This window comes from Microcystis sp. M079S1 (assembly GCF_020246425.1).
GTDB classification, from domain to species: domain Bacteria; phylum Cyanobacteriota; class Cyanobacteriia; order Cyanobacteriales; family Microcystaceae; genus Microcystis; species Microcystis aeruginosa.
The window spans coordinates 1-25,767 of record NZ_JADBSZ010000349.1; the positions used below are offsets into that span (position 1 = coordinate 1).

General features: G+C 46.0%; 20 protein-coding genes and 1 pseudogene. 15 read left to right on the plus strand and 6 right to left on the minus strand.

The features are described from left to right. Together IM456_RS22450 and IM456_RS22455 are read left to right on the plus strand one after the other, a co-directional pair. Window positions 1-123: pseudogene (locus tag IM456_RS22450) on the plus strand (IS5/IS1182 family transposase); the annotation flags it as partial. A gap of 161 nt (window positions 124-284) precedes the next feature. Further along, complete coding sequence (locus tag IM456_RS22455; RefSeq protein WP_216645712.1) at window positions 285-1,580, plus strand: Glu/Leu/Phe/Val family dehydrogenase; 1,296 nt, start codon at window positions 285-287, stop codon at window positions 1,578-1,580. Window positions 1,581-1,619: 39 nt separating this feature from the next. Here the strand turns inward: IM456_RS22455 and pyrC are convergent, their stop codons facing one another. Then, the gene (pyrC, locus tag IM456_RS22460) at window positions 1,620-2,654 is read right to left on the minus strand and encodes a dihydroorotase (RefSeq protein ID WP_149987835.1); all 1,035 of its coding nucleotides are present in this window, start codon (window positions 2,652-2,654) and stop codon (window positions 1,620-1,622) included. Window positions 2,655-3,376: 722 nt separating this feature from the next. Here pyrC and IM456_RS22465 point away from each other — a divergent pair. From IM456_RS22465 to IM456_RS22475, 3 genes are all read left to right on the plus strand, one after another. After that, complete coding sequence (locus IM456_RS22465) at window positions 3,377-5,059, plus strand: DNA methyltransferase (protein WP_287693024.1); 1,683 nt, start codon at window positions 3,377-3,379, stop codon at window positions 5,057-5,059. A gap of 201 nt (window positions 5,060-5,260) precedes the next feature. Next, window positions 5,261-6,007: a p24 family protein gene (locus IM456_RS22470; RefSeq protein ID WP_287693025.1), complete on the plus strand. Its 747-nt coding sequence runs from the start codon at window positions 5,261-5,263 to the stop codon at window positions 6,005-6,007. Between the two features lie 163 nt (window positions 6,008-6,170). After that, the gene (locus tag IM456_RS22475; RefSeq protein ID WP_287693026.1) at window positions 6,171-7,025 is read left to right on the plus strand and encodes an Rpn family recombination-promoting nuclease/putative transposase; all 855 of its coding nucleotides are present in this window, start codon (window positions 6,171-6,173) and stop codon (window positions 7,023-7,025) included. Between the two features lie 77 nt (window positions 7,026-7,102). Here the strand turns inward: IM456_RS22475 and IM456_RS22480 are convergent, their stop codons facing one another. The 5 genes from IM456_RS22480 to IM456_RS22500 all read right to left on the minus strand — a co-directional run bounded on the left by IM456_RS22480 (window position 7,103) and on the right by IM456_RS22500 (window position 10,607). After that, entirely contained in the window at window positions 7,103-7,657 is a 555-nt protein-coding gene (locus tag IM456_RS22480; protein ID WP_125731777.1) for a Uma2 family endonuclease, read from the minus strand. A gap of 413 nt (window positions 7,658-8,070) precedes the next feature. After that, on the minus strand, window positions 8,071-8,277 hold the full coding sequence (locus IM456_RS22485; protein WP_002762824.1) for a hypothetical protein: 207 nt from the start codon (window positions 8,275-8,277) through the stop codon (window positions 8,071-8,073). 18 nt (window positions 8,278-8,295) lie between these two features. Next, window positions 8,296-8,757, minus strand: coding sequence for a hypothetical protein (locus IM456_RS22490; protein WP_002762822.1), 462 nt, complete (start codon window positions 8,755-8,757; stop codon window positions 8,296-8,298). 11 nt (window positions 8,758-8,768) lie between these two features. Next, a complete protein-coding gene (locus tag IM456_RS22495) occupies window positions 8,769-9,959 on the minus strand; it encodes a PEP-CTERM sorting domain-containing protein (RefSeq protein WP_052275686.1) in 1,191 nt (396 codons plus the stop codon). A 27-nt stretch (window positions 9,960-9,986) separates the two neighbouring features. Further along, entirely contained in the window at window positions 9,987-10,607 is a 621-nt protein-coding gene (locus IM456_RS22500; protein ID WP_002762819.1) for a hypothetical protein, read from the minus strand. A 662-nt stretch (window positions 10,608-11,269) separates the two neighbouring features. On the opposite strand from IM456_RS22500, the gene IM456_RS22505 reads away from it, so the two are divergent. The 10 genes from IM456_RS22505 (at window position 11,270) to IM456_RS22550 (ending at window position 25,375) form a co-directional block, all read left to right on the plus strand. Next, window positions 11,270-11,446 (plus strand): DUF8621 family protein, encoded by a 177-nt coding sequence (locus IM456_RS22505; protein WP_002762817.1) that lies wholly within the window; start codon window positions 11,270-11,272, stop codon window positions 11,444-11,446. Continuing rightward, window positions 11,443-12,501: a DUF3326 domain-containing protein gene (locus IM456_RS22510; protein ID WP_287693027.1), complete on the plus strand. Its 1,059-nt coding sequence runs from the start codon at window positions 11,443-11,445 to the stop codon at window positions 12,499-12,501. The genes IM456_RS22505 and IM456_RS22510 overlap by 4 nt, the downstream gene beginning before the upstream one ends. Then, complete coding sequence (locus tag IM456_RS22515) at window positions 12,498-13,079, plus strand: CPBP family intramembrane glutamic endopeptidase (protein ID WP_061430548.1); 582 nt, start codon at window positions 12,498-12,500, stop codon at window positions 13,077-13,079. Before IM456_RS22510 ends, IM456_RS22515 begins: the two co-directional genes overlap by 4 nt. A gap of 88 nt (window positions 13,080-13,167) precedes the next feature. Then, entirely contained in the window at window positions 13,168-13,611 is a 444-nt protein-coding gene (locus IM456_RS22520) for a DUF3531 family protein (protein ID WP_012264377.1), read from the plus strand. Between the two features lie 190 nt (window positions 13,612-13,801). Further along, a complete protein-coding gene (locus IM456_RS22525) occupies window positions 13,802-16,156 on the plus strand; it encodes a GH116 family glycosyl hydrolase (RefSeq protein WP_287693028.1) in 2,355 nt (784 codons plus the stop codon). A 177-nt stretch (window positions 16,157-16,333) separates the two neighbouring features. Then, window positions 16,334-18,814, plus strand: a complete 2,481-nt coding sequence (locus IM456_RS22530; protein ID WP_287693029.1) for a CPBP family glutamic-type intramembrane protease — start codon at window positions 16,334-16,336, stop codon at window positions 18,812-18,814. Between the two features lie 81 nt (window positions 18,815-18,895). Further along, on the plus strand, window positions 18,896-19,747 hold the full coding sequence (locus IM456_RS22535) for a hypothetical protein (RefSeq protein ID WP_149987079.1): 852 nt from the start codon (window positions 18,896-18,898) through the stop codon (window positions 19,745-19,747). Window positions 19,748-19,903: 156 nt separating this feature from the next. Next, window positions 19,904-21,754 carry a VMAP-C domain-containing protein gene (locus IM456_RS22540; protein ID WP_353737738.1) on the plus strand — a complete coding sequence of 617 codons (1,851 nt, stop codon included), beginning with the start codon at window positions 19,904-19,906 and terminating at the stop codon, window positions 21,752-21,754. After that, complete coding sequence (locus IM456_RS22545; RefSeq protein WP_287693031.1) at window positions 21,744-22,841, plus strand: AAA family ATPase; 1,098 nt, start codon at window positions 21,744-21,746, stop codon at window positions 22,839-22,841. The genes IM456_RS22540 and IM456_RS22545 overlap by 11 nt, the downstream gene beginning before the upstream one ends. 8 nt (window positions 22,842-22,849) lie before the next feature. Then, window positions 22,850-25,375: a formylglycine-generating enzyme family protein gene (locus IM456_RS22550; RefSeq protein WP_287693032.1), complete on the plus strand. Its 2,526-nt coding sequence runs from the start codon at window positions 22,850-22,852 to the stop codon at window positions 25,373-25,375. Window positions 25,376-25,767: the final 392 nt, after the last annotated feature.

Sequence of the window (25,767 nt, forward strand, 5' to 3'; positions counted from 1 at the left end):
ATATTTAGAATTTTATCATCAAGATATAGGAATCGGAGACGGCGTTTTGGTCTGAGATTTAATTTAATCGCTGGCATTTACAACTATGAACTTGCTTTAGGCTATCATCAAGTAGCTGAATAGGACTTTTGCAGGAGGTCTGATGTACTGGAAAATCTCTCAAGTAACCTTGTTTGAGAATACTTGTCGGCAATTCCTGTCTATGGTTAATTAAGAAAAATAAACTGTAGCGAAATATACTGTTTTTTCATGTTCTAATGGGGATAGATAGGGGGAAAAAAATCATGTCGAAATCACTCTTTACCGATGCCAGCAGTCGCCTAGAACGCGCCCTTAAGTATGTCTCCATTTCCGATGATGCGATCGAGCGGTTAAAATATCCCAAAGCTAGTCTCAGCGTCTCCATACCCGTCCGTATGGACAACGGCACTCTGAGAATCTTCCAAGGCTACCGCGTCCGCTACGATGACACCCGCGGCCCCGGCAAAGGAGGGGTGCGCTATCATCCCAACGTCAACATCGATGAGGTGCAGTCCCTAGCCTTTTGGATGACCTTTAAATGCGCCCTGCTGGATTTGCCCTTTGGTGGGGCTAAGGGCGGCATTACCCTCAATCCGAAAGAATTGTCAAAAGCCGAGTTAGAACGCCTTAGCCGGGGCTATATCGAGGGTATAGCCGACTTTATCGGTCCCGATGTCGATATTCTTGCCCCCGATGTCTATACCAACGAGATGATCATGGGTTGGATGATGGACCAGTACAGCATCATTCAGCGTAAAATTAGTCCAGCGGTGGTGACGGGGAAACCTTTAACCATGGGAGGCAGTCGTGGCCGCGATACGGCGACAGGAACGGGGGCTTTTCATGTTATTAACTCTCTTTTGCCGAAATTAGACAAAAAACCCGCTAATACTACCGTGGCCGTCCAGGGATTCGGTAACGCCGGGGCTATAGTGGCGGATCTCCTCGCCAAAGCTGGTTATCAAGTGGTGGCGGTAAGTGATTCCCAGGGCGGCATTTATCGGGAAAAAGGACTAGATATTGCCAGCATTCGTGAGTATAAACAGGAACATCGCGGAATTACTGCTATTTACTGTGAGGGTACTGTGTGTAATATCGTGGAACACGAGGCGATTACTAATGAAGAATTGTTAGCCCTAGATGTGGATGTTTTGATTCCGGCTGCCCTAGAAAACCAAATTACCGCCGAAAATGCTGATCGCGTGCGGGCAAAATATATCTTTGAAGTGGCCAACGGTCCGACTACCTCAGAAGCCGATCGCATTTTAGACTCAAAAGGGATTCTCGTTTTCCCCGATATTTTGGTTAACGCCGGTGGGGTAACGGTGAGTTATTTTGAATGGGTGCAAAATCGCAGCGGTCTTTATTGGCAATTAAACGAGATCAATGAGCGCTTAAAAGAAAGAATGGTGACAGAAGCGGAAAAAGTCTGGTCTTTCGCCCAGGAGTTCGATATATCTCTGCGTAACGCCGCCTACGCCCAGGCCATTGCTCGTCTCGGTGAGGCCCTAGATGCCAAGGGAACCCGCGACTATTACCAAAATAAGACGGGAGCATAAAAGCCACAAACATTATATGCAAGCTAAAACTGGCGGTTTTTATTCCCCCAACTGCCAGGTTATCTCTTCACCCGCTCGTAACGGCACCAGTCCGGATTCGGGAAATGGCAATTCATCGGGAATGCGCCAAGGGGTTTTGGTTAAGGTGATTTGTTTGGTATTTCGGGGGAGTTGATAAAAATCTGGACCGTGGAAGCTGGCGAACCCTTCTAGTTGATCGATCGCATCAACGCTCTCAAAGGCTTCTGCGTACAACTCTAGGGCGTGCAGGGCTGAATAACAACCCGCACAGCCACAGGAACTTTCTTTGCTGTAGCGAGAATGGGGCGCGCTATCGGTCCCTAGAAAAAACTTGGGATTGCCCGATGTTGCCGCTTGCAAAAGTGCCAAACGATGATCCTCTCGTTTCAAAATCGGCAGGCAATAAAAATGGGGACGAATGCCACCAGTAAAGAGAATGTTTCGGCTAAATAATAAATGTTGGGGCGTAATTGTGGCGGCGACATTGTTGTTAGCAGATAGAACAAACTTGACCGCATCGGCAGTGGTAATGTGTTCAAACACCACCCGCAGCTTGGGAAATCTTGTTATCAGTGGGATTAAGTGCTTCTCAATGAACACTTTCTCTCGATCGAACACATCAATATCACCATCGGTAACTTCTCCGTGCAGTAGTAGCGGCATATCTACCTGCTCCATCGCTGCCAAAACGCCATCGCACCGACGAAGGTCCGTCACCCCCAAGTCGGAATTAGTTGTCGCACCGGCCGGGTAGTATTTCACCGCTTTGACAAACTGGGAGGCTTTCGCCGCCACGATTTCTTCGGGACTGGTATTATCGGTGAGATATAGGGTCATCAGTGGCTCGAACTGTTGACCCTCTGGAACTGCTGCCAGAATGCGCTCGCGATAGGAGGCAGCATCAGCGACTGAGCGCACTGGGGGCTTTAAATTCGGCATGATAATGGCACGGGCAAACTGACGCACCGTATGGGGTAGAACCGCTTTCATTGCCGCACCATCGCGGAGATGAAGGTGCCAGTCGTCGGGTCGAGTCATTGTGAGTCTTCGCATTGTTCAATCATACTACGGTTAGGGTTCCCACCTCACCAAACACAAGGGTTTTAGTTGATTGGAAAGAACCTTTGATTTTAAGTAGCTGGTTACAATTAAATTAAAAATGAATTTTAGGTTCGATCCCCCCTGCCCCCCTTGATAAGGGGGGTGCCGATCCCCCCTTAGTCCCCCCTTGATAAGGGGGGTGTCTGATAACTTTTAACGCCTACCTACTTAGCAGCGAAATTGATTTGACGGTGACGATAATTCCTCTTGACAAAATCCCAGCACTTGACATATACTTATTTATATAATGGGAATCCGTGCCTGCCTGCGACCCCCTCATTTTCAGGCTAGATAGACTTAAGGAAAATTAAATTTTGGGCGCACACAGTTCGAGCAACTCACTGACCACGATGCGCTTCTTTTTGCATGAGTGCATCAGTAGAAAACGGGTTTCTCGGAGAAACCCGTTTTCTGTGCGTTACTCAACGGATTTATAATTCCTCTTGACAAAATCCCAGCACTTGACATATACTTATTTATAGAATGGGAATCCGTGCCTGCCTGCGACCCCCTCATTTTCAGGCTAGATAGACTTAGGAAAATTAAATTTTGGGCGCACAGGATGCGCTTATTGTAATTAGTACAATCATATTATTCTCTGGAGCGATTGCATTCGTCCTCTTTAAGGGGGAATAATAATACAATTGAGGATGCAGTCAATCCCCTTAATCTCTATGGTCAATAAACTATACTACGGTGATAACCTAGAAGTGCTGCGGAAATATATCAAAGATGAATCGATCGATCTTTGTTATATCGATCCACCCTTTAATTCTAAACGCAATTACAACCAAATTTATAACAACTTAGGTAAGGAAGATCAAGCACAAGCACAAGCGTTTGTAGATACCTGGACATGGGATAATCACGCTAACGAAGCTTTAGAAGAAATTCAAAGCAACTATCAGGGTAAATTTACCAGTCAGACTATCGATTTAATTGACGGTTTAACCAAAGTTTTGGGTAAAGGCAGTCTTCTCGCTTATCTGGTGAGTATGACTCTGAGGATTGTGGAAATCCATCGAGTTTTAAAATCTACCGGTAGCTTTTATCTCCACTGCGATCCTACTGCTAGTCATTATTTAAAAATAGTTTTAGATACTGTTTTTTGTTCTCAGGGGGGTGATTTTAAAAATGAGATTAGCTGGAAAAGACAATCGGCCCATAGTGACGCAAAAAAGAAATTTTGTGATATTGTCGATATAATTTTTTATTATGTTAAATCTTCTCAAGCTAGTTTCCATCCTCAGTACGGAGAACACGATAGTAATTATGTTGATAAATTTTATAGACATGATGATAATGACGGGAGAGGAATGTATAGATTAAGTGATATGGCTAGTCCGAATCCACGGCCAAATATGATGTATGAATGGATGGGGTTTCCTTATCCTAGTAAAGGCTGGCGTTACCAAAAAGAAACGATGCAACAGTTACACGATCAGGATAGAATATATTATCCTCGCCATTCCGATGGTCAATTTAACACAAAAAAACGGCCACAGTTAAAAAGATATCTTAATGAGCAAGAAGGCTCTATTATTACCAATTTATGGACTGACATTCAATCTTTAAGTCCTCATGCTGCCGAAAAACTCGGTTATCCCACACAAAAACCGGAGGCATTGCTAGAAAGAATAATCAAAGCAAGTAGCAATAAAGGAGATGTAATTTTAGATGCCTATTGTGGGTGTGGAACGACTATCGCTGTAGCAGAGAGATTAGAGAGAAACTGGATTGGAATTGATATAACCTATCAGAGTATTAGCTTAATGTTAAAGCGACTAGAGGACTCCTTTGGTAAAAATGTTTTAGATAAAATTGAACTAAATGGTATTCCCAAAGATCTAGAATCAGCCAAAGCATTAGCCACTAAACCCGATGATCGTACCCGCAAAGAATTTGAGAAATGGGCGGTTTTAACCTATAGTAATAACCGGGCCGTGATTAATGACAAAAAAGGGGCAGATAAAGGAGTCGATGCCATTGCCTATTTTCAGGGAGATAAAGACAATCGGGAGAAAATTATTTTTCAAGTAAAATCCGGTAATATCAAATCGGGAGACATCAGAGATCTACAGGGAACCATGACACTACAAGGGGCAGCCCTGGGTATATTTATCACCTTGAAACCCCCCAGCAAAGATATGGTTCAAACAGCCAAATCTGCGGGAATTTATCGCAGTCGTTATATGAGTCAAAGTGTGGATAAAATTGAGATTGTGACAGTACAAGAAATCCTTGAACAAAAAAAACGTCTCGATGTTATCCTCACCTTTGAAGTCCTGAAAGCTGCCGAAAAACAAAGGGAAACCCAAGGACAACAAATGAGTTTAGATATACCCTTCCCCGAATAAAGTTTTTTTCTAAAAAAGACTTGACAAAATCCCCGTACTTGACTCATACTCTCTGAGGGTACGGGTAGAAGGTGGAGGCTATCAGTCTCTTGTCCACACCAGTCCGTTAGATTGTCGGTAATCTCGATTTCCTCCCTACTGATTCGGGGAGGGGCAGAAAAACCGCATCTTTTCTCGATTTATTTTTTTATCTCCCAGAAAATGCGTAAACTCTTTTCCGCTTTTTTCCTCGCTGCCTTAATCACCACCCCCGTTATCCTACCTTCTCCAGCCTTAAGCGAAGTTCGTCAAGAACGGGTACAATTCAAAGCAGGAACATCTGGAACAACCATTCAAGGCAAAATCAAGGGAGAACAGGTCGTTCAGTACCTAATTCGCGCTAATGCTGGGCAGAATATCTCCCTTGCCTTCAATAGCGATAATGGGGGTGCTTCTTTCAACCTTTTTGCACCGGGTAAAGTCCCCGGCAAGGATGCGGCGATGGTTATCGGGTCTAACGCAGGTAACGCTTATGAAGGAATCCTACCAGCGGACGGCGATTATACGATCCAAGTGGGTTTGATCCGCAATTCAGCGCGTAATAATGAGGTAGCTAATTATCGCTTAAAAATCTTTATTTCCAATTATTACAACCAAAGCGATGCCAAAGTACCCGGAACAAATTACCATGCTACGGGTAGTGTTACCTGTTCTATGGGCGACGGAAAACCGGCGGGATCTTGTCCCTTTGGTGTCACTCGTCGAGGTAACGGTAGTGCAGATGTCACTGTCACCAAACCCGACGGCCGCAAGCGTATCATTTTCTTTGAAAAAGGGAAAGCGATCGGCTACGATGTTAGTCAGGCGGACTCTGGGGCGTTTAGTGCCTCGAAAGAGGGCGATATTTATTTTATTCGCATTGGCAAAGAACGCTACGAGATTTTTGAAGCGATCATCTTTGGAGGTTAGGTGCTGCTTTTCGTAAGCGCCAAGCATAAAATCCCCATTTAGGATAGTTTGAAGCACATCTTGGCCTTTAGGAAGGTTTTTAACCCTCCTTTGGTTATTTTTGGGGATAGGGTGATAATTTTGTTAAAATATAGGTCAGACTTAACCTATAATTGAATTGAAAATGTATGATTCTACCTGTAAATTTATCGCCCTTGAATATTCGAGAGACTTAGCCACTTGGTTACTGGGTAAACCCTTAGAATTAACAGAAATTAAACCCTCGGAATTATCCCTAGAGCCAATTAGAGCCGATACTTTAATCTTTTTGGAGTCGGAAGAATTAATCTTGCATATCGAGTTCCAAACCGACCCTAAAGAAGACATTCCCTATAGAATGCTAGATTATGCCACCAGACTCTATCGACGCTATCCCAGCAAACCTATCCATCAAGTGGTTATTTATCTAAGGAAAAGTGACTCCCCCACAGTCCGACAGAATGATTATAAACAAGGGAAAACCTCTCATCAATTTGAAGTGATTAGACTCTGGGAACAACCCTCGGAACCCCTATTAAAGGCCCCCGGACTGTTTCCCTTTGCCATACTCGCTCAAGCGGAGAAACAAGAAAACTTACTGCGGCAAATTGCCCAAGAAATCGAGCAAATCAGCGATAGTCGAGAACAAAGTAATCTGGCTGCATCTACCGCTATTCTAGCCGGGTTAGTATTAGAGAAAGACATCATTCAACGATTATTGAGGAAAGACATCATGAAAGAATCCGTTATCTATCAAGAAATCTGGTCGGAAGGTTTACAAGAGGGACGACAAGAGGGACGACAAGAGGGACGACAAGAGGGAGAAGCTAACCTAGTTTTACGTCAATTAAATCGGCGGATAGGGGACATTTCCCCCGAATTATTGCCCAATATCCGTAGTCTTGACCTAGAACAGTTAGAAAACTTGGGAGAAGCTTTGTTAGATTTTCAGTCACTACAGGATTTAGAACAATGGCTGGAAAATTGCCGAGCTAGTTAGTACAAGTAAACTAAATGCTGTCTATCCATTCCCATGGAAGCAGCAAGCTCTCAACTCCCTTGAGAGTAGTTCACATTTTAATCTATTCCCCGGTAGAGATCGGCGATGGCTAACTCTAGGTTAATACTTGGCAGGATCACCCGATCGCCTGTCTCGTAAATAGTCGTTTCCCATGTCCCCAGAGAATTACGGCGACGGCATTCCACGCGCTGGATTTCTTGGGAAATTAATACATATTCTTCTAAAGTTTCTATCTGTTGATAATCTTGGAATTTTTCGCCCTTGTCAAAAGCGGCCGTACTGGGGGAAAGCACTTCCGCAATTAGTTTCGGATAGCGTTTCAGATAACGATCTTGGCGATCGCGCGGATCGCAGGTAACAAAAGCATCGGGATAGTAATAAAACTGATCTTGATAGTTAACCTTGACATTACCCGAGTGAAACCTACAGTCTGTAGAGTCGCCGAAATGTTCGTCAATGACTTTGAGAAAATTGAAGGCGATGCGCTCGTGATTATCCGTACCGCCGGCCATCGCATAAACCAAACCACGTCGGTATTCATGGCGGATCTGGCTCTGGCGCTCGATAGCGAGATATTCTTGGGGACTGATGTAGTTGGGAACTGCGATCATAATCTCTAGGGGAAAGCCTAGTATCAATTATAGTACGAGAATGGCTAAGGCTCTCCTATTCTTTGTGTGATAATTTTTGCTTATGGAATCGTGAAATGCTTATCGGGCAAGACTTTTAGGGCTATTTTTACGTTCAGCGAAGCTCAGTCGAGCCGCGGAAGAAACTATCAGTATAGACCTCGTTTCCACACAGAAACCAGAAGAGCCAAATTTCCAATACTCAGTTTAAATTTAGTACAGCTTAACCAGATTACTTGGAGTAGATAAAATCTCTGAAAAGGGGGTTTTAGTCTCAGCCAAAAATTCAGAAATTGTCTCTCCTTTTCAACAACTATTTGATGTTTTGCCTCCACAGGATATGACATTTTTTCCTTCTTAGCTGAAACTGTCTTGCTTAGTATTAAGCCAGCCCCTTATTTAGTTGTAATCCGTGAAGATTTGCAATTCACTTCTCCTTCCACTGGTAAAGATTTAACATGAGAACCTTGAAACTTTTCCATATTGCTGACTCGCCACATAGACAGAGGAAAAGTAATAGCAAATAAACCAAAAACTCCCACTAAAATCCAGACGATATTGTGCATTTTACGAGAGGAAAGTTTTCTAATTTGAACATCCATTTTGTTACCTCCATAAGTTTAAGTTAAGGGTAAATAAGGAAAGATAGGATGCCATGACATAGCGGTGGCGGCAATAATGAGGGCGAAAAACCAAAAGAGAATTGTTTTAGCCTTAATCTTGCGATCTTTCCAGAGATAATGGAGTATAGGCCAACTGATTAACCAGCCAATTAATAACATAGTTTCTTTGCCGGTATAACTGCCAATATTACCCCACATTTTGCTAGGATTTTTACTGCCAGGAATCCAAGACCCTAAATTCCAGAGCAGAGTTTCTACGGTTTTTGTCTGGTCTGCATCGGAAAAATGGTGAGAAACCATCATTAAACAACAACCGATTGCGGCGCTAATAATTGCCGCAGCTGCAGGGCCAGAAGTAGCGGGAGAACGTTTGGCACCTTGGGCTAAACCTTGGGGAAATTGTTGTACAAAAGCCCAGATTTTACCGTACCAAGGGCTATCAACATAGGGTTGTGTCATGAGAGTTGCTCCTATTTTTTAAGAGTTCGTAACTGTGTAAAACCCAAAATTCCCACCGCTAAAAGTCCCATAATGGTGCTAGGTTCGGGTACAGATTCTAGGAGAAAAGCGCGGGTTTCCGTTTCTCCCAATTCATTAGTAAAAGTGCCAAAACCAATAATTTGGCCACGCCCATTAATGCCCGTGGCTTGATTTAAAACCCAACCCGTACCATTAATGACTAAATTATTTAAATCAAATAACTGGCCTTCTTGCCAAAGAGTCGCATGGGCAACTTCACTAGCAAGATTAGAAAAGCCAACAATTTGACCAGATTCGTTAATACTTAAAGCATCGCCTCGCGTACCACCAAGACTGCCTAAATTAATCAAATTGCCGTTATCCCAGAGGAATCCACTAGAGGTTAAAGTGGCTCCTGAACCATTAGTCGCTTGACCAATAACTAAGCCATTTTCGTTAAGATCTCGGGCAAAACTTTGGGCGAATCCGTTGGGAATTCCTAGATTAGTCAGGACAAAATTACCATTGGCATCCTGCTCCCAAAAAGCAGCACTGTAGACATTAGTTCCGTCCACTACACCATCGGAGTCTACATAACCAACGATTTCGGTATTGTCATTAATGGCTAAACCAAAATTTTGATCGCCGTCAAGACTAGGTAAGTTGATGCGCGTACCATCTTCCCAGAAAATAGCGTTTCTTCGATTGGTTTCAAAGATATGATAACCAGCAATCTGATTGCTGTTGTTGATGTCGATAAAATAACTTTCCAGGCCACCAAAGTTATAAATGTTGAGGTCGTAACCCCCGGAACCGTTAGGAGTCCACAATAACGCCCGGTCTGTGGGTCCGGCGGTTTCATCTCCCGCACCGACAATCATCCCTGCGTCATTAATAGAACGAGATAAACCACCGCGACCGGGGAGAGTGACGGGGGTGCCGCCATTAACTGGGCCAGTAAGGGGTAAAGCCGTTATCGTACCGTTTTCCCAGATATAGCCACTAGAAGCGGTATTACCGGCAGTGCGGGAACGACCGACGATTTGACCTTGGTTGTTAATGCTGGCTGCCCTCGTATCCGTACCATCGGGGCTGAGTGTACCCAAGTCGGTGATTTTATACATCGAACCCGCTAGGGCAGGAGACACAGTATGTAAGCCGAAAACAGTGGCTAGAACGAGCGAAAGTTGAATTTTAGTCATTTTTGAGTTGAATCAGCAAATAAGGGGTTACAGAGCCTGAATTTTGGCGACACCGAGGCCGCTAACGAGACCACCCATAGCAAAAAACATCATTGCCATCAGAGCAATGCAAGTGGCTGTTAACACCGGTCGGTTAGCTTTGTCCAAAATTGAGTCGCCGTATTTCCAGAGAATCCAAGTGCAGACCACGCCTAGGGGCAAGGTAAACAGGACGCTGAATTCGTGGTATTCCATAAGGACGTATTGACCGAGGGGCGAATTTTCTTTTAACCAAGCGCGCGCGCCGCCAAATTCTGAACCGGCTCGATAGCGCATATAGGCTAAATTACCAGTGGCGATCGCTAAAAAAGCGAGGACGGTAGCCCAGAAGGTGAGGGTTCGCATTTGCCGCAAGAGTTTGCTAGAACCTCTTAACAGGGGAAAAGCGAGGTGGCCTGCGTAAACAATGACGACTAGGGCTAATAAAGAGCCAAAACCGTGAATTGTGCCTAACCATCGCTGCCACGGACTCGGATGCAGGAGATTGACGAAGGGCAGGAATAAAAATAAGCCCGCCGAGAGGATTCCTAGCCCATAAACGCAAACGGTGGCGATATCTAGGGTTTTGGGGAAATCTATTTTTTCGGATTCTGTGGGATCAGATAACATCTGCTTCTCCTTGACGATTTGGAAAGAGTAAATGAGAAATTATCTCAATTAAGTCGAACTTTGATCAAAAAAGTCCAGAGAATACCTGTGTCCAACCATCAAAGGATTTTTAGACTCAAGTTGACGCTCAATAACGTCAAGACTAGAATTTAGACATAGACAAAGCTGGCGCTAAATGATTCTAGTAATCACTTAGCCTCAACTATGCACTGCTAAAGGAGCGACTGGCATCGCTTCTTTGGTTTAATCAGGCTCTAGACTAATTTTCTTGTCAACCATTCAGTCTAGGGCTTTTTTTTAACCAAGTCTAGTATCAACAATATTTTTTAATAGTTGAGAATAATTCTTAACTATTTTGAAGCTAATGCTTAAATCTCTGGCACAATTGATTTTTGATGGTTTAAAAACGCTAAAAATAAGGATTAAGTGGCATAAAATATCCAAATAGACTGTTTAATTGATTACTGTTCCTTCTTAATTCTCCTGGCTACTGGCTGCTGACTCCTAACCAACCAAGATAATTTTTGATTTTTACAAGAGGTCTATTCCTAAGGGTGTCACACTACGGCTATCGGTCTTCTCCCCACTCCCCCCCGCAACGCTCACGAAGTGGTCTCCCCACTGCGGTAAACTAAATGAGATGATCCACGGGAGTTATGACTATGACCACTCACTTTATTAGTGCCGAAATCGACCTACAGGAAACCCCGCAACAACTGCAGCAAGAAATCGAAAAAGAATTAGCCAAACGCGGTGAACCCTTGCGTTGGGCAATCACAGAAGTGGATAGCGAGAATAATCAAGTCAAAGTCGAAGCGATTGTCACCACTGCCTCGTGAATTCCCGTCCCTATACCGCCGTACTAATTATTCCCACCGGCATCGGGGCAGCGATTGGCGGTTATGCTGGGGATGGCATTCCCGTGGCCAAAGCGATCGCCCAAGTTTGTGATCGCCTAATTACCCATCCCAATGTCCTCAACGGCGCCCAACTGTACTGGCCCCTAGCCAACACCCATTATGTAGAGGGTTACGCTTTAGATCGTTTTGCCCGGGGGGATTGGGGATTAAGTCCCGTCCATCAAAATCGCATCGGGTTACTATTCGATCGCGCCATTGAATTTGACCTCTTGCAAAGACACCTTCAGGCTGCCGATGCTGTCCGGGCCACCCTAGGCTTAGATCTCACCGATTACCTTGTCACCGATGCCCCCTTAAATGTGCAGTTGCGAGAGGCAGCCTCTGGGGCCAGTTGGGGAACAATTGGCAATCCCGACAGCTTGCTGCGGGGAGCAGAAAAACTGATTAAGCAGGGACGAGCGGAAGCGATCGCCATTGTTGCCCGTTTTCCCGACGATCCCGATAGCATTGCCCTGGCTAATTATCGCCATGGTCAGGGGGTGGATCCCCTTGCCGGGGCCGAAGCGGTGATTTCCCATCTGGTGGTGCGACAATTCCAAATACCAGCGGCCCACGCCCCCGCTTTAAGTCCGCTGCCCCTCGATCCGCAACTTTCCCCCAAGGCCGCGGCCGAAGAAATCGGTTATACTTTTTTACCCTGCGTTTTGGTGGGTTTGAGTCGCGCCCCCCAATTGGTCAAGCGGCCTGGTCCCGATGCTATTTGGAGCCGGGAGGTGGACGCGCTGATCGTTCCCGCCAGTGCCTGCGGCTCTAGCACAGTTCTAAGTTTTTGTCAAGAAAAAAGTGTACTGATTGCTGTGCAGGAAAATAGTACAAGAATGAAGGTGGCCCCGGAACCCCTAGGGGTGAAAGCAATTAGGGTACACTCGTATATGGAGGCGATCGGTGCGATCGTTTGTCAACGGGCAGGGGTTAGCCTCGCATCTCTTCGCCCTAATTTACACTCTTTACGCTGTTTATCCGAGAATCCGTGACTAATTCCCCTAATTCCGAATTTGATCCCCTGACACGCACACAAGTCCTCACCATTATGGCGGTAACGGCGATTATCTTGCTGGTAGTCGCCAAAGTTTGGCAATATTTCGGTGCGATCGCTATTCCCGCCATTCGCTGGACTCTCCCCGATTTCCTGTTCGGATTAGCCTTAGCGGGGGCAATTAGTGGAATTAGTGGGCTTCTCTATCGTTTTTGGTCTAGTTATCGCCATAGTGCTAACGCTTACTTAGAATTAGTCATTAAACCTTTAGCTTGGCCCGATTTAATTTGGATTGGATTGCTGCCGGGGTTAAGTGAAGAATTATTATTTCGCGGGGTGATTTTGCCAGCTTTGGGCTTAAATATCTTTGGTTTAACCGTTTCTAGTCTGATTTTTGGTATCCTTCATTTTAGCGGTTCCCAGCAATGGCCCTATGTTATCTGGGCAACTGTTGTCGGTTTTGCCCTCGGTTATACCGTCATCATCACCGGTAATTTATTAATCCCGATCCTCGCTCATATTATCACCAATCTCCTCGCTAGTTTTCTCTGGAAATTACAGCATAGTAATCAGTAATCAGTTATCGGTGGGGAAGTTATCAGTGATCAGTAATCAGTAATCAGTAATCAGTGACTACTCCCTACTCCTGTCTCCTCTAAAAAATATGGAAGTACAATTTCGCGAATTTAATCCTTTTGATGTCTGGTTTTGGCTGGAATTTTCGACAGTTCCCTCGAATATGGAACAGCAGTATGTAGAAGAAGTTTTTGCCTCTTGGTTTTATTTGGGTAAATTAGGGGCTTTCAATGCCGAAAACCTACAGGTACAGGAGGTGGGAGTCGATATTAGTTATATGGAATACGATCCAGATATGGCCGAAAATGCCTTTATGTCACCGATGCACAATATGACCGATTTTGAATACTTAGGTACTTGGGGACGTTGTTGGTTTGACCTTGGTACTAGCGATCTTATTGCTTTAGATATTTTAATCAATGCCTTGACCCAATTAAGTAAGGATTTTGTCGATATTAAACGTTTAATTATCGGTGGAGAAAATCAAGATTGGACGGTTAGCGATCGCAGCAATTATCTCTTTAGCGAATAATTAGGGTTTACTAAAAAAGTTTCTTGGTGGAGTCCGTATTCTCCGAGTCAGGAGTTTATTTTTATTTATTTATTCTCCCCACACCCCACACCCCACACCCCACACCCCACACCCCACTTCCCCACTTCCCCACTTCCCCACTTCCCCACTTCCCCACACCCCACACCCCACACCCCACTTAAAAACATCTATGCTTAATCTCGTCTCCCTTCCAGAAATTCCCGCCGCTGCTTGGAAACGTCCTCTAGGCAAAGGTTGGGAAAAACCCTACAGCGTCCGCTATGCCAGCAATTTAGATGATGGTCCTTGGCATGGGATGCCTCTGGGGGGATTTGGGGCCGGTTGCATCGGACGTTCCCCCAAAGGTGACTTTAACCTCTGGCATCTGGACGGCGGTGAACACAGTTTTAATAGCCTTGCCGCCTGTCAATTTAGCATTTTTGAACAAACAGAAGACGGAAGCGCCCAAGCCTACGCTATGGCGACGGAAAGCCCGACGGATGGAACATTATCGCGCTGGTCGTGGTATCCAGCCGAAAAGGGAACATATTCGGCCCTTTATCCCCGCAGTTGGTACGAGTACAAAGATGTTTTTCAGACTCAATTAATTTGCGAACAATTCTCACCGGTTTGGGCGCATAATTATCAAGAAAGTAGTTATCCTATTGCCCTATTTGAATGGACGGCTCATAATCCCACCGATAAACCAATTACTATTAGTATTATGCTGACTTGGCAAAATACAATCGGTTGGTTTACTAACGCAATTAAATCCCCAGTGGTTAAGGTGAGAGATGATGGTAGTCCCGTCTATGAATATCAATCAAAATGGGGGGAAAGTGAGGGTAATTATAATCAATGGATTGTCGATAATTTCCGCGTTGGCTGTCTGATGCGTCGGGATTACGAAAACCCCGGAGAAGGGGATGGACAGATGGCGATTGCCAGTATTACTAATCCGAGTCTAGAGGTATTTTATCTGGGTAAATGGAACCCTGCGGGCGATGGGGGCGAAGTTTGGGACTATTTCGCCATGAATGGCTCTTTACCGGATATTGAGGACGAAACCCCCGCCCAAAAAGGGGAAGAAACGGCCACGGCCATGGCGATTCGTTTTACCATTCGTCCGGGGAAAACTCGCAAAATTCCTTTTATTTTAGCTTGGGATTTACCAGTCACCGAATTTGCTCAAGGAATTAACTATTATCGTCGTTATACGGACTTTTTCGGTCGCAATGGTCAAAATGCTTGGGCGATGGTACGCACAGCCTTAAAACACGGCGATACATGGCGAGAAAATATTATTAACTGGCAAAAACCGATCCTAGAACGCACCGATCTGGCCGATTGGTTTAAAATGGCTTTATTTAACGAATTATACCTGTTAACGGACGGCGGCACTCTCTGGACGGCAGCCACGGAACGGGATCCGATTGGTCAATTCGGAGTGTTAGAATGTATTGATTATCGTTGGTATGAAAGTCTGGATGTGCGTCTCTATGGTTCCTTTGGGTTATTGATGTTATGGCCGCGCTTAGAAAAGGCCGTCATGGAAGCTTTTGCGAGGGCAATTCCCAGCAGTGACGATACTCCTCGGATTATTGGATATAACCAAGCTAGTGCCATTCGTAAGGCCAAAAATGCCACTCCCCACGATTTAGGTGCGCCCAATGAACACCCTTGGCAAAAGAGCAATTACACCAGTTATCAAGATTGTAATCTCTGGAAAGATTTAGGCAGTGATTTTGTTTTATTAGTCTATCGGGATTATTTATTAACGGGGGCTAAAGATGAAGATTTTCTGCGGGAATGTTGGCCGTCAATTGTCCTGACTTTGCAATATTTAAAAACTTTTGACCTTGATAATGATGGGATTCCCGAAAATTCCGGCGCGCCAGACCAAACCTTTGATGATTGGCGTTTACAGGGAATTAGTGCCTATTGTGGTGGTTTGTGGATAGCGGCGCTAGAAGCAACGATTAAAATTGGGGCAATTCTTGGAGAAGATACAGCAATTTTTGCCAGTTGGTTACAGCAATCTCGCGCTATTTATCATCAGACTCTCTGGAATGGAGAATATTATAATTTAGATAGTGGCAGTGGTTCCGATGTGGTGATGACTGACCAATTATGCGGTCAATTTTATGCCCGTTTATTGGCTTTACCGGATGTGGTAGAAAATCAATACACGCAATCAGCTTTAAGTAAGATTTATCAGGCTTGTTTTCTCAAGTTTCATGGGGGAAAATTTGGGGCGGCAAATGGGTTAAAACCTGATGGTACTCCCGAAAATCCCGAGGCAACTCATCCCTTAGAAGTTTGGGTAGGAATTAATTTTGGGTTGGTGGCTTTTTTACTGCAAATGGGAATGGAAAAGCAAGGATGGCAAATTACGGAGGCGGTGGTGCGACAAGTTTATGAAAATGGCCTACAATTTCGCACCCCGGAAGCAATAACATCGGTGGGAACTTTTCGTGCTTGTCATTATTTACGCGCCATGGCTATCTGGGCAATCTATGGGGTTTTGACGGAATTTCAGGGATAAGTAGGTAGGCGTTAAAAATTATCAGATACCCCCCTTATCAAGGGTAGGGTTGATTCATGAATCAACCCTACCTTATCAAGGGGGGCAGGGGGGATCGAACCTAAAATCCATTTTTAATTTAATTATAACCAGCTACTTAGTCTAAACGCTGTAGGCTGGGGAAACCTGACTCGATCGATGAGCGTCAGCTATCCCATGAAAAGAACGATTTCCCGGATTGTCTGGATACTTCTCTCCCTAGCGGCGATCGCTCTAGCGGTTTTTCTGTTCAGTCCGCGCCCTGTGGAAGAAGCCAAGGCTGACTACTGGATCATGAGTCGGTTAGCGGTCAATCAACCCGGTTATTTTCCCCTAGAGCAATCCCTCGATCCGCGATGGTATCGCCCGATCGCCCCCTGGATCGGTCGCCTGATTTTGCCAAAACCGGAGGAATATTCCGCCACACCGGGGGAAGATTGGACTTGGTTGCAGGTTTACCAAGCACCCCGGCCGGATTTAGTCGGTCAAAAAGTTCGTTTAGGTTGGCGGCAATCCCCGGCACTGGCTCGATATTTAGGACTGGTTACTAAGGATATTCGCTTCACTCCAGAGGCGATCGAGAGTGAAAAACAGGGAAATATCCTACCGACTCGCTTGAATGGTCGTTCAGGGGTCGGACCACTGCAAGCGCTGGCCGGATCGCGACCGCTCGATGATGTGGTCGTCAGCTTTCCCGATGCAGAAATCGGGGAAACGTCATTACAAGTGGAGCGAATGCCCTTGATCGTTACTGGGCGCTTTGTGGCATTGGTGAAAATTATCGGCGAAGCTCCCCCCCGAACCCCCAGCGACATCCCCAAGGTTTGCCCCGGTTCACCCCCCTGTGGGAGCGAACTTTTCCGAGTGCGACACTATAACCGCGACAGTGGACAATTCGACGGCAGCTCGGAAGTGATCCGCATTCCCCAACAACCCTTAGTTTCCGGAGGACGTTTTATCTCGACCCCCCGACAGTTAGTAGCAGCGAGCGAAGGAAAGGAGGGCTGGTATATCTACGGTGCGCGGGGACGGGATAACCTCTTTACCGTTCAAGCAATCAAACCTCGATCGCTGTTTCAACTGCAACCGACGGAAATCCTGACCGGGGTGCAATCGGGCCAAGATTACATCGCCCGCGGCACTTGGAACGATACCCCATCCCGCAAAGGAACCGCCAGTCGGGTAACAGTCCTGCCGGAGGGTGAAAAAAAATCATGGAAAGAGGGCGATAAAGGAATAGGAATTCATCTCTTCGGGGGAATCGGCGGTAAAAAGGGTGAATCAATACAATTGGCAACGGTAACGGGTCATTTTTCCTATTTTCTCTACGAAGTGATCCGGGATTCCCTGACGGGAGAGTTACAGTGGCAGCTCGATTATGATCAGGTGTACGCTCACAATCCCCAGGGGATTTTATCCGGTTATCAGAGTTGGGCAAACTATACGGGTAGTTTAGAGCGGGGATGGCTTAATTCCCGACCCATATCCGATGCGATCGTGAAATTAGACCTTTTGGAGGATTACAACTTCGGTGGGGTTTCTCTGTCCCCCCTGACAGAATTCCACAAGCAGTTAGAGATCATGATGGCTCGCTACCGGATCGGGGACGGGACCGGGGTTTCTAGCGTTACCCCCGCGACTTCCTGCGTGCAGGACTCGAATCAGGCCCTTTATATCACGATCGCTACCCTGCGCCACCAGTTTGAAACCGATCCAAAGATCGCCGCTTGGTTGACAACCCATGCCGACGATCCGGAAACCTTGCGTTTTCAACGTTTGGGACAATTGGGCGATCGTTTAGAACAAGTATTAGCTCCCCGGGGGGTGATCCGGGCCGATTGGCGGCAAAACGCCCAAATTCTCGCCGGTATCACCGATAGTCGCGGAAAAGGCTTTATTCGGGAAAATACACTGGCCAACGCTCTACTAAGCTGGCGCTCGATGTTACCGCGAGGCAGCAATGACGTGATCGGTGAGATTTTCTTGCGGTCAGGAGCAACTCTCTGGTTCCTCCGTACTAATCAGGTTGGGGGAGCGATGCCGGAGATTTTACCCCTCGCACCGACCAAGTTATTCGGGGAAATGCCGATGATCGCACCGATGCTCCGTCGCACTTTGGGCGCGCTCGTGCTGCCTCTTACCGGTCGGGATTGGGGGGTGACGGCGATCGGATTGGGATTATACGCCGCGATCGCCCTGACCATCGGTTTCCGGTCGGGTTTTTTACGTTGGCACTTCCCCGAACGGAGACCGTTAGAGATACTGAAAATGCTCGTCTTTTGTTTTTTCTTCCCGGCATTCTGGGAGGAATTCGTCTTTCGGGTGCTGTTAATTCCCCATCCGGAAACGGCAACTTCCACAGCTAACCTGATCCTCTCTGCTTTGGTCAGCATCACGCTTTTTACCGTCTATCATCCCCTCAATGCAATTATTTTTTACAAAAAGGGCAATCCGACTTTTTTTCAGCCTATTTTCTTGATTTTAGCGGCTTTATTGGGATTAACTTGCACCGTTGTCTATTGGCTGACTGGTTCTCTCTGGACGATCTCGGTGCTGCATTGGTTGGTGGTGGTGGTTTGGTTGCTGTTTTTGAACGGTCTATCTCGACTGACAAGGCGATCAAAGCAAGGCAGTTTTTAAATTTGCTCTCGGTCTAAAGTGGGAAAAACCGTTTAAAATTGGAAATCAACAGGGATAGGGAAGCCCTGTAACCGCACGATCATGGCTAAAATTGTCGGTGTTCATGGTATCGCGCAAGAATTTAGGGGTAGCAACACGATTTCTGCTGAGTGGTTGCCAAGTCTCAAGGATGGATTGAAACTCGCGGGAACCGAGTTAGAGTCCGATACTGATTTTCTTTGTGCGTTTTACGGAGATATTTTCCGGGGAAACCCGAAAGCGATCGGTATCCCGAACTACGATGTTAATGATATCGATTCCGATTGGGAAAAAGAATTACTTCAGTTGTGGTGGCAAGAAACGGAACGATTAGAAAATAATCATCCCAATGCGAATAGCCTTTTGAGAGAAAAATCTACCCCAAAAATTATCCAGAGAGCTTTGTCGGAGTTAAGTGAATCTCGGTTTTTCGGTAGGGTTGCCGAGAAATTGGTTATTTCTTATCTTAAGCAAGTGGGGAGCTATTTACACGATCGAAAGCTAAAACAGCAGATTCAAGAGCGAGTAATAGAATGTATCGGTGAAGATACGCGGGTACTTGTAGCTCATTCTCTCGGTTCGATCGTCTGTTACGAAACTTTATGTCAGCATCCAGAATGGCCGATTAAAGTCTTTGTCACTCTCGGTTCTCCTTTGGGGATAAGACAATTAATTTTCGATCGACTGCAACCATCCCCCCGCAATAACCTGGGGCGCTGGCCCGGAAATGTGGAAAGATGGGTAAATATCGCGGACGATGGCGATGTGGTGGCGTTGACAAAGGAACTCAACCCTTTATTTGAGGGAACTATCGAGGATAAGCTAGTTTATAATGGTTGCGAGGCTCATGATGCCAAAAGGTATCTGACGGCGGTTGCAACTGGGGAAGCGATTCGATCGGGGTTAAGTAGGTAGGTGTTAAAAATTATCAGACACCACTCTTATCAAGGGGGGACTAAGGGTAGGGTTGATTCATGAATCAACCCTACTATAAATCAACTCTAGGACTAAGGGGGGATCGAACCTAAAATCCATTTTTAATTTAATTATAACCAGCTACTTAATCGATTGATGGGCAATGATATGGATGAAGAAATCAAGTATTATCTAATCGCTTGTGGGACAAAGGATTACAACGCATTCGAGCAATTACCCAGCGTCGAGACGGATTTAGAATTGGTGAACAGTCTGTTTACCAGTGGTTTTGGATATGAAAGAGTTCTGCCAAGTTTACATTTAAACCCCACAACTAACGATCTTAAAAAACTATTCCCTAATTGGCTTCGGGATAGAGAGCGACATGGAACGAAAAATATTCTTATTTTCTACTATTCTGGTCATGGCGAATATTGTCCAGGTGATGGACATTATCTCATACTGAAAGATACAGATATTGATGATATATCTTTAACGGCTTTACCGACTCAAGACTTAGTTCGTCCTATTAAAAATAACCAAGTAACCATCTCTCAAGTTCTCTATATTATTGATACTTGTTACTCCCAAAGTGGTGCGGGAGATATTATAAAATTCGTTAGCGATGCGATCAAACAATATGAAGCGGTTCGAGGAGCTAATATAGCTATTCATGTTATGGCAGCTTGTAGGTCAAAAGATACAGCGATCGAAGGCGTTTTATCCCGATCGCTGCAACAAGCTCTCGATGACATAAAAGCGATCGAGTTTTATTCCCACCATGGATATGTCGATCTAGGTTGGTTGGTTCATAAAATGAACCAAAATGTTGACAGTAATCAGCGTGTTAATTATTCTGCGCTAGGAATTGAAACCCATGCTATCTTTTTTCCTACTTATCCTCAAGCTGACCAAAAATGGGAAAATCAACGATTTAATTTAATCGAAAAACTTTTCGATACTTTAAATATTAATTCCGATAATAGTTTATTTTTAATCAACTCTTTTCTGTTAGTCTATGAAGATCCCAAATCGTCATCTATTTCAAACATACAAGAGCTTAGAGAAAAACTAAAAGATTTATCTAGTAAGCCAGTTAATAAAGAAATATGTCCTTTGATTTTATTTTCTGAATGGTGCAGATTGAAGTTATTTAAGGATGAAACCCTAGATATTGCTGAAGATATTGATACTTGGAAAGGTGAAGCTGTTCGATATAGGGATGGTGTGCAGTTAGACACAATCAAAAAATATGCGAGAGAATTGTGGGATAAATTTAATAAAAATATCGAACTAGAAGGAAGAATACAAATTGTAATCTCACCCGCAATTGATAAACATAATAATACGGGCTTACAAACAGAATATTTTTATGTAAATACGATGTTTTTTGTGAGAATAAACAATAAAATTAAGTTATGGAATATCTATAAAAAAGAACAAGGTTTTATGTTAGAAGAAATGCAAGATAGTTTCTATCAGGTAATTCCTGAAATGTTTTACTATTTACCCGATCAAGCGAGACTAGAGATTGAGTTTTTCCTTCCATTTGCTTTGCTGAAACACTCCCTAGAAGATATTAAGTTTAGATGCGGTGAGGGGCCATCTATCGGATACGAGTATCCTGTTTTTATTAACTCCTTCGATCGCTATTTCGATGAAGATTTCCGAGAAATACGCGACAAGATCGAGGAGATCAAGAGAGCTTTATGGGAAAATAATAGCGATCTTGACCAGAAAGATTACTACATCGGAACCGAACCATCGATCGCCGATCTGGAAGATATCGTGGAATCCCTGCCGATCGCCGTCTGGAGTCGAAACGCCAACCAACCGATGACAGATAACGATCTAAAACCCTCGGAATGGAGAAACTGGCCCGATAAGACCAAAGAATTACGCAGAAACAAGCGAAAAATCGCCCTTTTCTGGGACGATCCATACCCCAAACCCTCCCCGAGACCGAGACCTCTAAACACGAGAGTGGTGGAATCCAATGGCCGATAAACCAGTTCCCAAACCAGAAGACCTTCGCATCTATCGGGGTTTGACCCTGAGCGCGAACAGTTTACCCACACCCAAAGAACAAAGAAAACACCTCGATCGCATCCCACCGCCACCCCCTTGGCGCAGTTTTAGCCTATCCCCAGAAGAATGGACAAAAGCGGCGAAATCGCAGAAAATACCGCCCAAACAGGGAAAAATAGACCCTAGGGCTTTAGGATTCGTCGCGGATAGGAAAGCGGTGGAATTGGTGAATGCTGCCCTCTGTTTGCGTCGTCCCCTACTGATCGAGGGCAACCCCGGCGCCGGCAAGACTTCCCTGGCCTACGCAGTTGCCCGGGAATTGGGATTACCCGGCCCCTACCGTTGGTCGATCGTTTCCCGCACCACCCTTAAAGAGGGTCTTTATGCCTACGATGCGATCGGACGGTTACAGGAAGCTTCCCTACAAAGACAGAAAGTGGGAGAGGGGGGAAAGTACGAGGAACCAGATATCGGCAGCTATCTAAGATTAGGTCCCATGGGGATGGCTTTTTATCGATCCCGTCCCGGACGACCGGCGGTGCTGCTAATTGATGAGATCGATAAAAGCGATATCGATATGCCTAACGATCTCCTCCATATTTTCGAGGAGGGATTTTTTGAGATACCGGAACTGACACGATTAAAAACCGGCGACCAATCGGTTCTTCCCTATCGCGGTCAACAGGACGACAGCGAGGAAAAAATCCCGATCGATCGAGGTTGTGTGTCTTGTCAGGAGTTCCCCCTAGTATTCATGACCAGTAACGAGGCCCGGGAGTTTCCCCCCGCTTTCCTGCGTCGATGTTTGCGTTTAAGACTCGAACAACCCGACAACGAGGATGATTTCTATCGCATACTAGAGCAACGTTTCCCCCCAGAGAGCCTAAATCAATTGGACGAACCGGCCAGAAATCTGATCCGGGAATTTCTCGATCGAATTAAACGCAAAGACAAACTAGCCACCGATCAACTGCTCAACGCGGTCTATCTGTTACTACAGGGAAACGACCTCACCGACCCCGATAGCAAGCTGCTAGACACCATCTTTAAATCCTTGCAAGGGTAGGGGGAGAGATGGAAGGGAAAAAAGCTATCTGGTGGGAAGACGAGAGGGAAATGGCAGAACTGATCTGGTGCGCTGCTTACCTCGATCGAATTATCGCGCCTTGGTCGATCGAGCAGCCTGAACATTCGGAAGCAACCTCATCTAATGATCAGGAGGATAACCGGTCATCCGGCAGCGGTGAAAAAACCCCTCCCCCCGGAGCGATCGAGTCAACGCTCCCCGTTGCCTATCCCGAAAACATCGATCGCCCGATGCAGACCTCCCGGAAGCGCGATTCGGTCGAGAGCGATCGTTCTTCTCCCGTTCGCGTCCCCGATCCCTTTCCGATACCCGAACCCACCGCCATCAGTAAGGCAATTCTCCCCCTAGCGCGTCGCGTGCCTGGATTACGGGCCGACGAGTTGGATATCGAGGTTACAGTGGAACGGACGGCCGAAGCGGGGGGATTACCGATGCTCGCTTTCCGTCCCCCCCTAGAACGTTGGTTAGAGGTTCACCTGTTGATCGATCGCTCTCCCCCGATGGAATTTTGGGGAGATCTAGCGGGGGGAATGACCACCCTCTTCCGTTGGCAAGGCTTTTTTAGGGATGTGCGGGTTTGGTGGTTCGAGACCGGTGAAAATGAAGCTCGTTTGCTTTCTGGTGCGGGGCAAATCGAACGGAACCCTCGCAGTCTGGTTGCACCCTCTGGAAACCGACTTTTTATCGTCCTAACCGATACTTTGGGGAAAGCTTGGCGATCGAGGTCTGCCTTTGCCACCCTAGCGGATCTGGGAAAAGAACACCCCGTCACCATCGCTCACATTTTCCCGCAGGAGCTATGGCAACGAACCGCTTTAGAGGGAGCAATCCTCCGGCCTTTGATTGCACCGGGTCCCGCTTCTGCCAATGCAATACTGCAAGTGGGGGAAAGACTCCGCACGAAGCAGATTCTCTATCGGTTCCCTATTTTCAATTTATCCCCCGCTCACTTTGCAACCTGGGCGAAATTTATCGCTGGGAGCGGTGGTAACTCGATTCAGGGGGTTTTAATGGGAGCAACGACTGCGGGGGTGAATATGGGTGAAACCGGAGAAGAAGAGGCAGCCGCTCCGGAAGCGGAATCCCCGGAAGAGTTATTGAGAGGCTTTTTAATCGATGCCAGTCCCTTGGCCCGAGAACTGGCTAAAGTGCTGGCGGCCGTTCCCCTGATTCCTCCAGTGATGCGATTGGCACAGCGGCGATTTTTACCCGATAGTAAACATTGGCATCTAGCGGAGGTCTTTTTTAGCGGACTGGTCGAAAAATCTACCTTTAGTCCGGAGGGAGCGACGGTTACGGATGCTTGGTACGATTTTTACCCCGGCATTCGTCAGCTACTGTTGGCAGATAGTGCCGCTAGACGCACGATCGATATTTGGCGCGGCATCGGCGATTATATTCGCGACCATTACGGTGAATTTCGCGATTTTTCGGCTCTAATCCCCAATCCACAGGGTTCTCTAGCGGATGCAGTCAGCGATCGCTCTCTCTACTTTGCCGAGGTGGACGCGGCTGTTCTCCGCACTTGGGGGGGAGAGTACGCCGATATCGCCCAAAACATCGAGGAGAGAGTGAGGCAGCGAAAACAGGAAATCTTGACCCCGGAAAAACTCCTAAAATTCACCTTCGAGACCCTATACGTCGATAAACGGGGAGAAATTACCAAAAGAGAACCCCTGGAGGCCTACTACTACGAGGAACCCCTAGGGGAGGAAATCGAACCCCTGACTATGGTTGCTATCCCGGGGGGAACTTTCCTGATGGGTTCACCGGGAGAAAAGGACGATTACAAGTCTGAAAAACCCCAACACCCCGTGAGCGTCAGTGCCTTCTACCTGAGCCAGACTCCGATTACCCGGGCGCAATGGCGGTTCGTGGCCCACCTACCGAGGGAGGGAAAAGACCTCGATCCAGAACCTGCGGAGTTTAAGGAAAGTGATAATAACCCCGTCGATCGCCTGAGTTGGTACGATGCGATCGAATTCTGCGCCCGTCTGTCCCGTCACACGGGAAAAAATTACCGTTTACCGAGCGAGGCCGAGTGGGAATACGCTTGTAGAGCGGGAACAACCACCCCCTTCCACTTTGGCGAGACGATCACGGCAGAACTGGCGAATTACAATAGTTCAAAGGTCTATCAACAAGAAAAGGCGAAAAAATCCCCAAAGAAAACCATCTCCGTCCGCTCCTATCCCCCCAACGCCTTTGGGCTGTACGATATGCACGGGAATGTTTGGGAGTGGTGTTTAGATCCGTGGCATAGTGATTATCAAGGCGCACCGCCCACAGACGGGAGCGTTTGGGACGAGACAAATAATGATAATCGTTATGAAAACTTATTAAATAGTATAAATGAACTCTTGACGGATAAACGAATTGGTGTACTGCGGGGCGGTTCTTGGTTCGTCAATCCCTATTACTGCCGTTCCGCTTACCGCCTCGTCAACTACCGCCGCGACAACTACGACAGCCGCGGTTTTCGGGTGGTGTGCGGTGCTGGGAGGACCCTGTAACCCTTTTCCCCTTTTTTTCCCTTTTTTCCCTCATTCCCTTTTCTGGAATTTTTTTAGGCAGGCTATAGTACAAGTGTATTAGTTGGGGGGTGGTTAATTATCTGGGGTTTGGGGGTGGATAAGTAGCTGGTTATAATTAAATTAAAAATGGATTTTAGGTTCGATCCCCCCTTAGGGACTTGCGTGGGAATAATATCCCAATCGATCAGAGGGCGCAAGCTTTGCGCCCCTACAGTAACGGATTTTGTCCACAATAGACCTCCTGCAAAAATAGGAACTGATTATGTAAAATAAAGTAAAACACTCAGAAAAACAATGACTTACGAAAAAGTAAAAAATTTGAATCCAGAAGAGTTTAAACGCTTTTGTGGAGTATATCCTGAAACATTTAA

Excerpts from the sequence above, each read along its gene's own strand:
- IM456_RS22455 (WP_216645712.1), top strand. The coding sequence starts at position 285 with ATGTCGAAATCACTCTTTACCGATGCCAGCAGTCGCCTAGAACGCGCC.
- pyrC (WP_149987835.1), bottom strand. The coding sequence starts at position 2,654 with ATGCGAAGACTCACAATGACTCGACCCGACGACTGGCACCTTCATCTC.
- IM456_RS22465 (WP_287693024.1), top strand. The coding sequence starts at position 3,377 with ATGGTCAATAAACTATACTACGGTGATAACCTAGAAGTGCTGCGGAAA.
- IM456_RS22470 (WP_287693025.1), top strand. The coding sequence starts at position 5,261 with ATGCGTAAACTCTTTTCCGCTTTTTTCCTCGCTGCCTTAATCACCACC.
- IM456_RS22475 (WP_287693026.1), top strand. The coding sequence starts at position 6,171 with ATGTATGATTCTACCTGTAAATTTATCGCCCTTGAATATTCGAGAGAC.
- IM456_RS22480 (WP_125731777.1), bottom strand. The coding sequence starts at position 7,657 with ATGATCGCAGTTCCCAACTACATCAGTCCCCAAGAATATCTCGCTATC.
- IM456_RS22485 (WP_002762824.1), bottom strand. The coding sequence starts at position 8,277 with ATGGATGTTCAAATTAGAAAACTTTCCTCTCGTAAAATGCACAATATC.
- IM456_RS22490 (WP_002762822.1), bottom strand. The coding sequence starts at position 8,757 with ATGACACAACCCTATGTTGATAGCCCTTGGTACGGTAAAATCTGGGCT.
- IM456_RS22495 (WP_052275686.1), bottom strand. The coding sequence starts at position 9,959 with ATGACTAAAATTCAACTTTCGCTCGTTCTAGCCACTGTTTTCGGCTTA.
- IM456_RS22500 (WP_002762819.1), bottom strand. The coding sequence starts at position 10,607 with ATGTTATCTGATCCCACAGAATCCGAAAAAATAGATTTCCCCAAAACC.
- IM456_RS22505 (WP_002762817.1), top strand. The coding sequence starts at position 11,270 with ATGACCACTCACTTTATTAGTGCCGAAATCGACCTACAGGAAACCCCG.
- IM456_RS22520 (WP_012264377.1), top strand. The coding sequence starts at position 13,168 with ATGGAAGTACAATTTCGCGAATTTAATCCTTTTGATGTCTGGTTTTGG.
- IM456_RS22525 (WP_287693028.1), top strand. The coding sequence starts at position 13,802 with ATGCTTAATCTCGTCTCCCTTCCAGAAATTCCCGCCGCTGCTTGGAAA.
- IM456_RS22530 (WP_287693029.1), top strand. The coding sequence starts at position 16,334 with ATGAGCGTCAGCTATCCCATGAAAAGAACGATTTCCCGGATTGTCTGG.
- IM456_RS22535 (WP_149987079.1), top strand. The coding sequence starts at position 18,896 with ATGGCTAAAATTGTCGGTGTTCATGGTATCGCGCAAGAATTTAGGGGT.
- IM456_RS22540 (WP_353737738.1), top strand. The coding sequence starts at position 19,904 with ATGGGCAATGATATGGATGAAGAAATCAAGTATTATCTAATCGCTTGT.
- IM456_RS22545 (WP_287693031.1), top strand. The coding sequence starts at position 21,744 with ATGGCCGATAAACCAGTTCCCAAACCAGAAGACCTTCGCATCTATCGG.
- IM456_RS22550 (WP_287693032.1), top strand. The coding sequence starts at position 22,850 with ATGGAAGGGAAAAAAGCTATCTGGTGGGAAGACGAGAGGGAAATGGCA.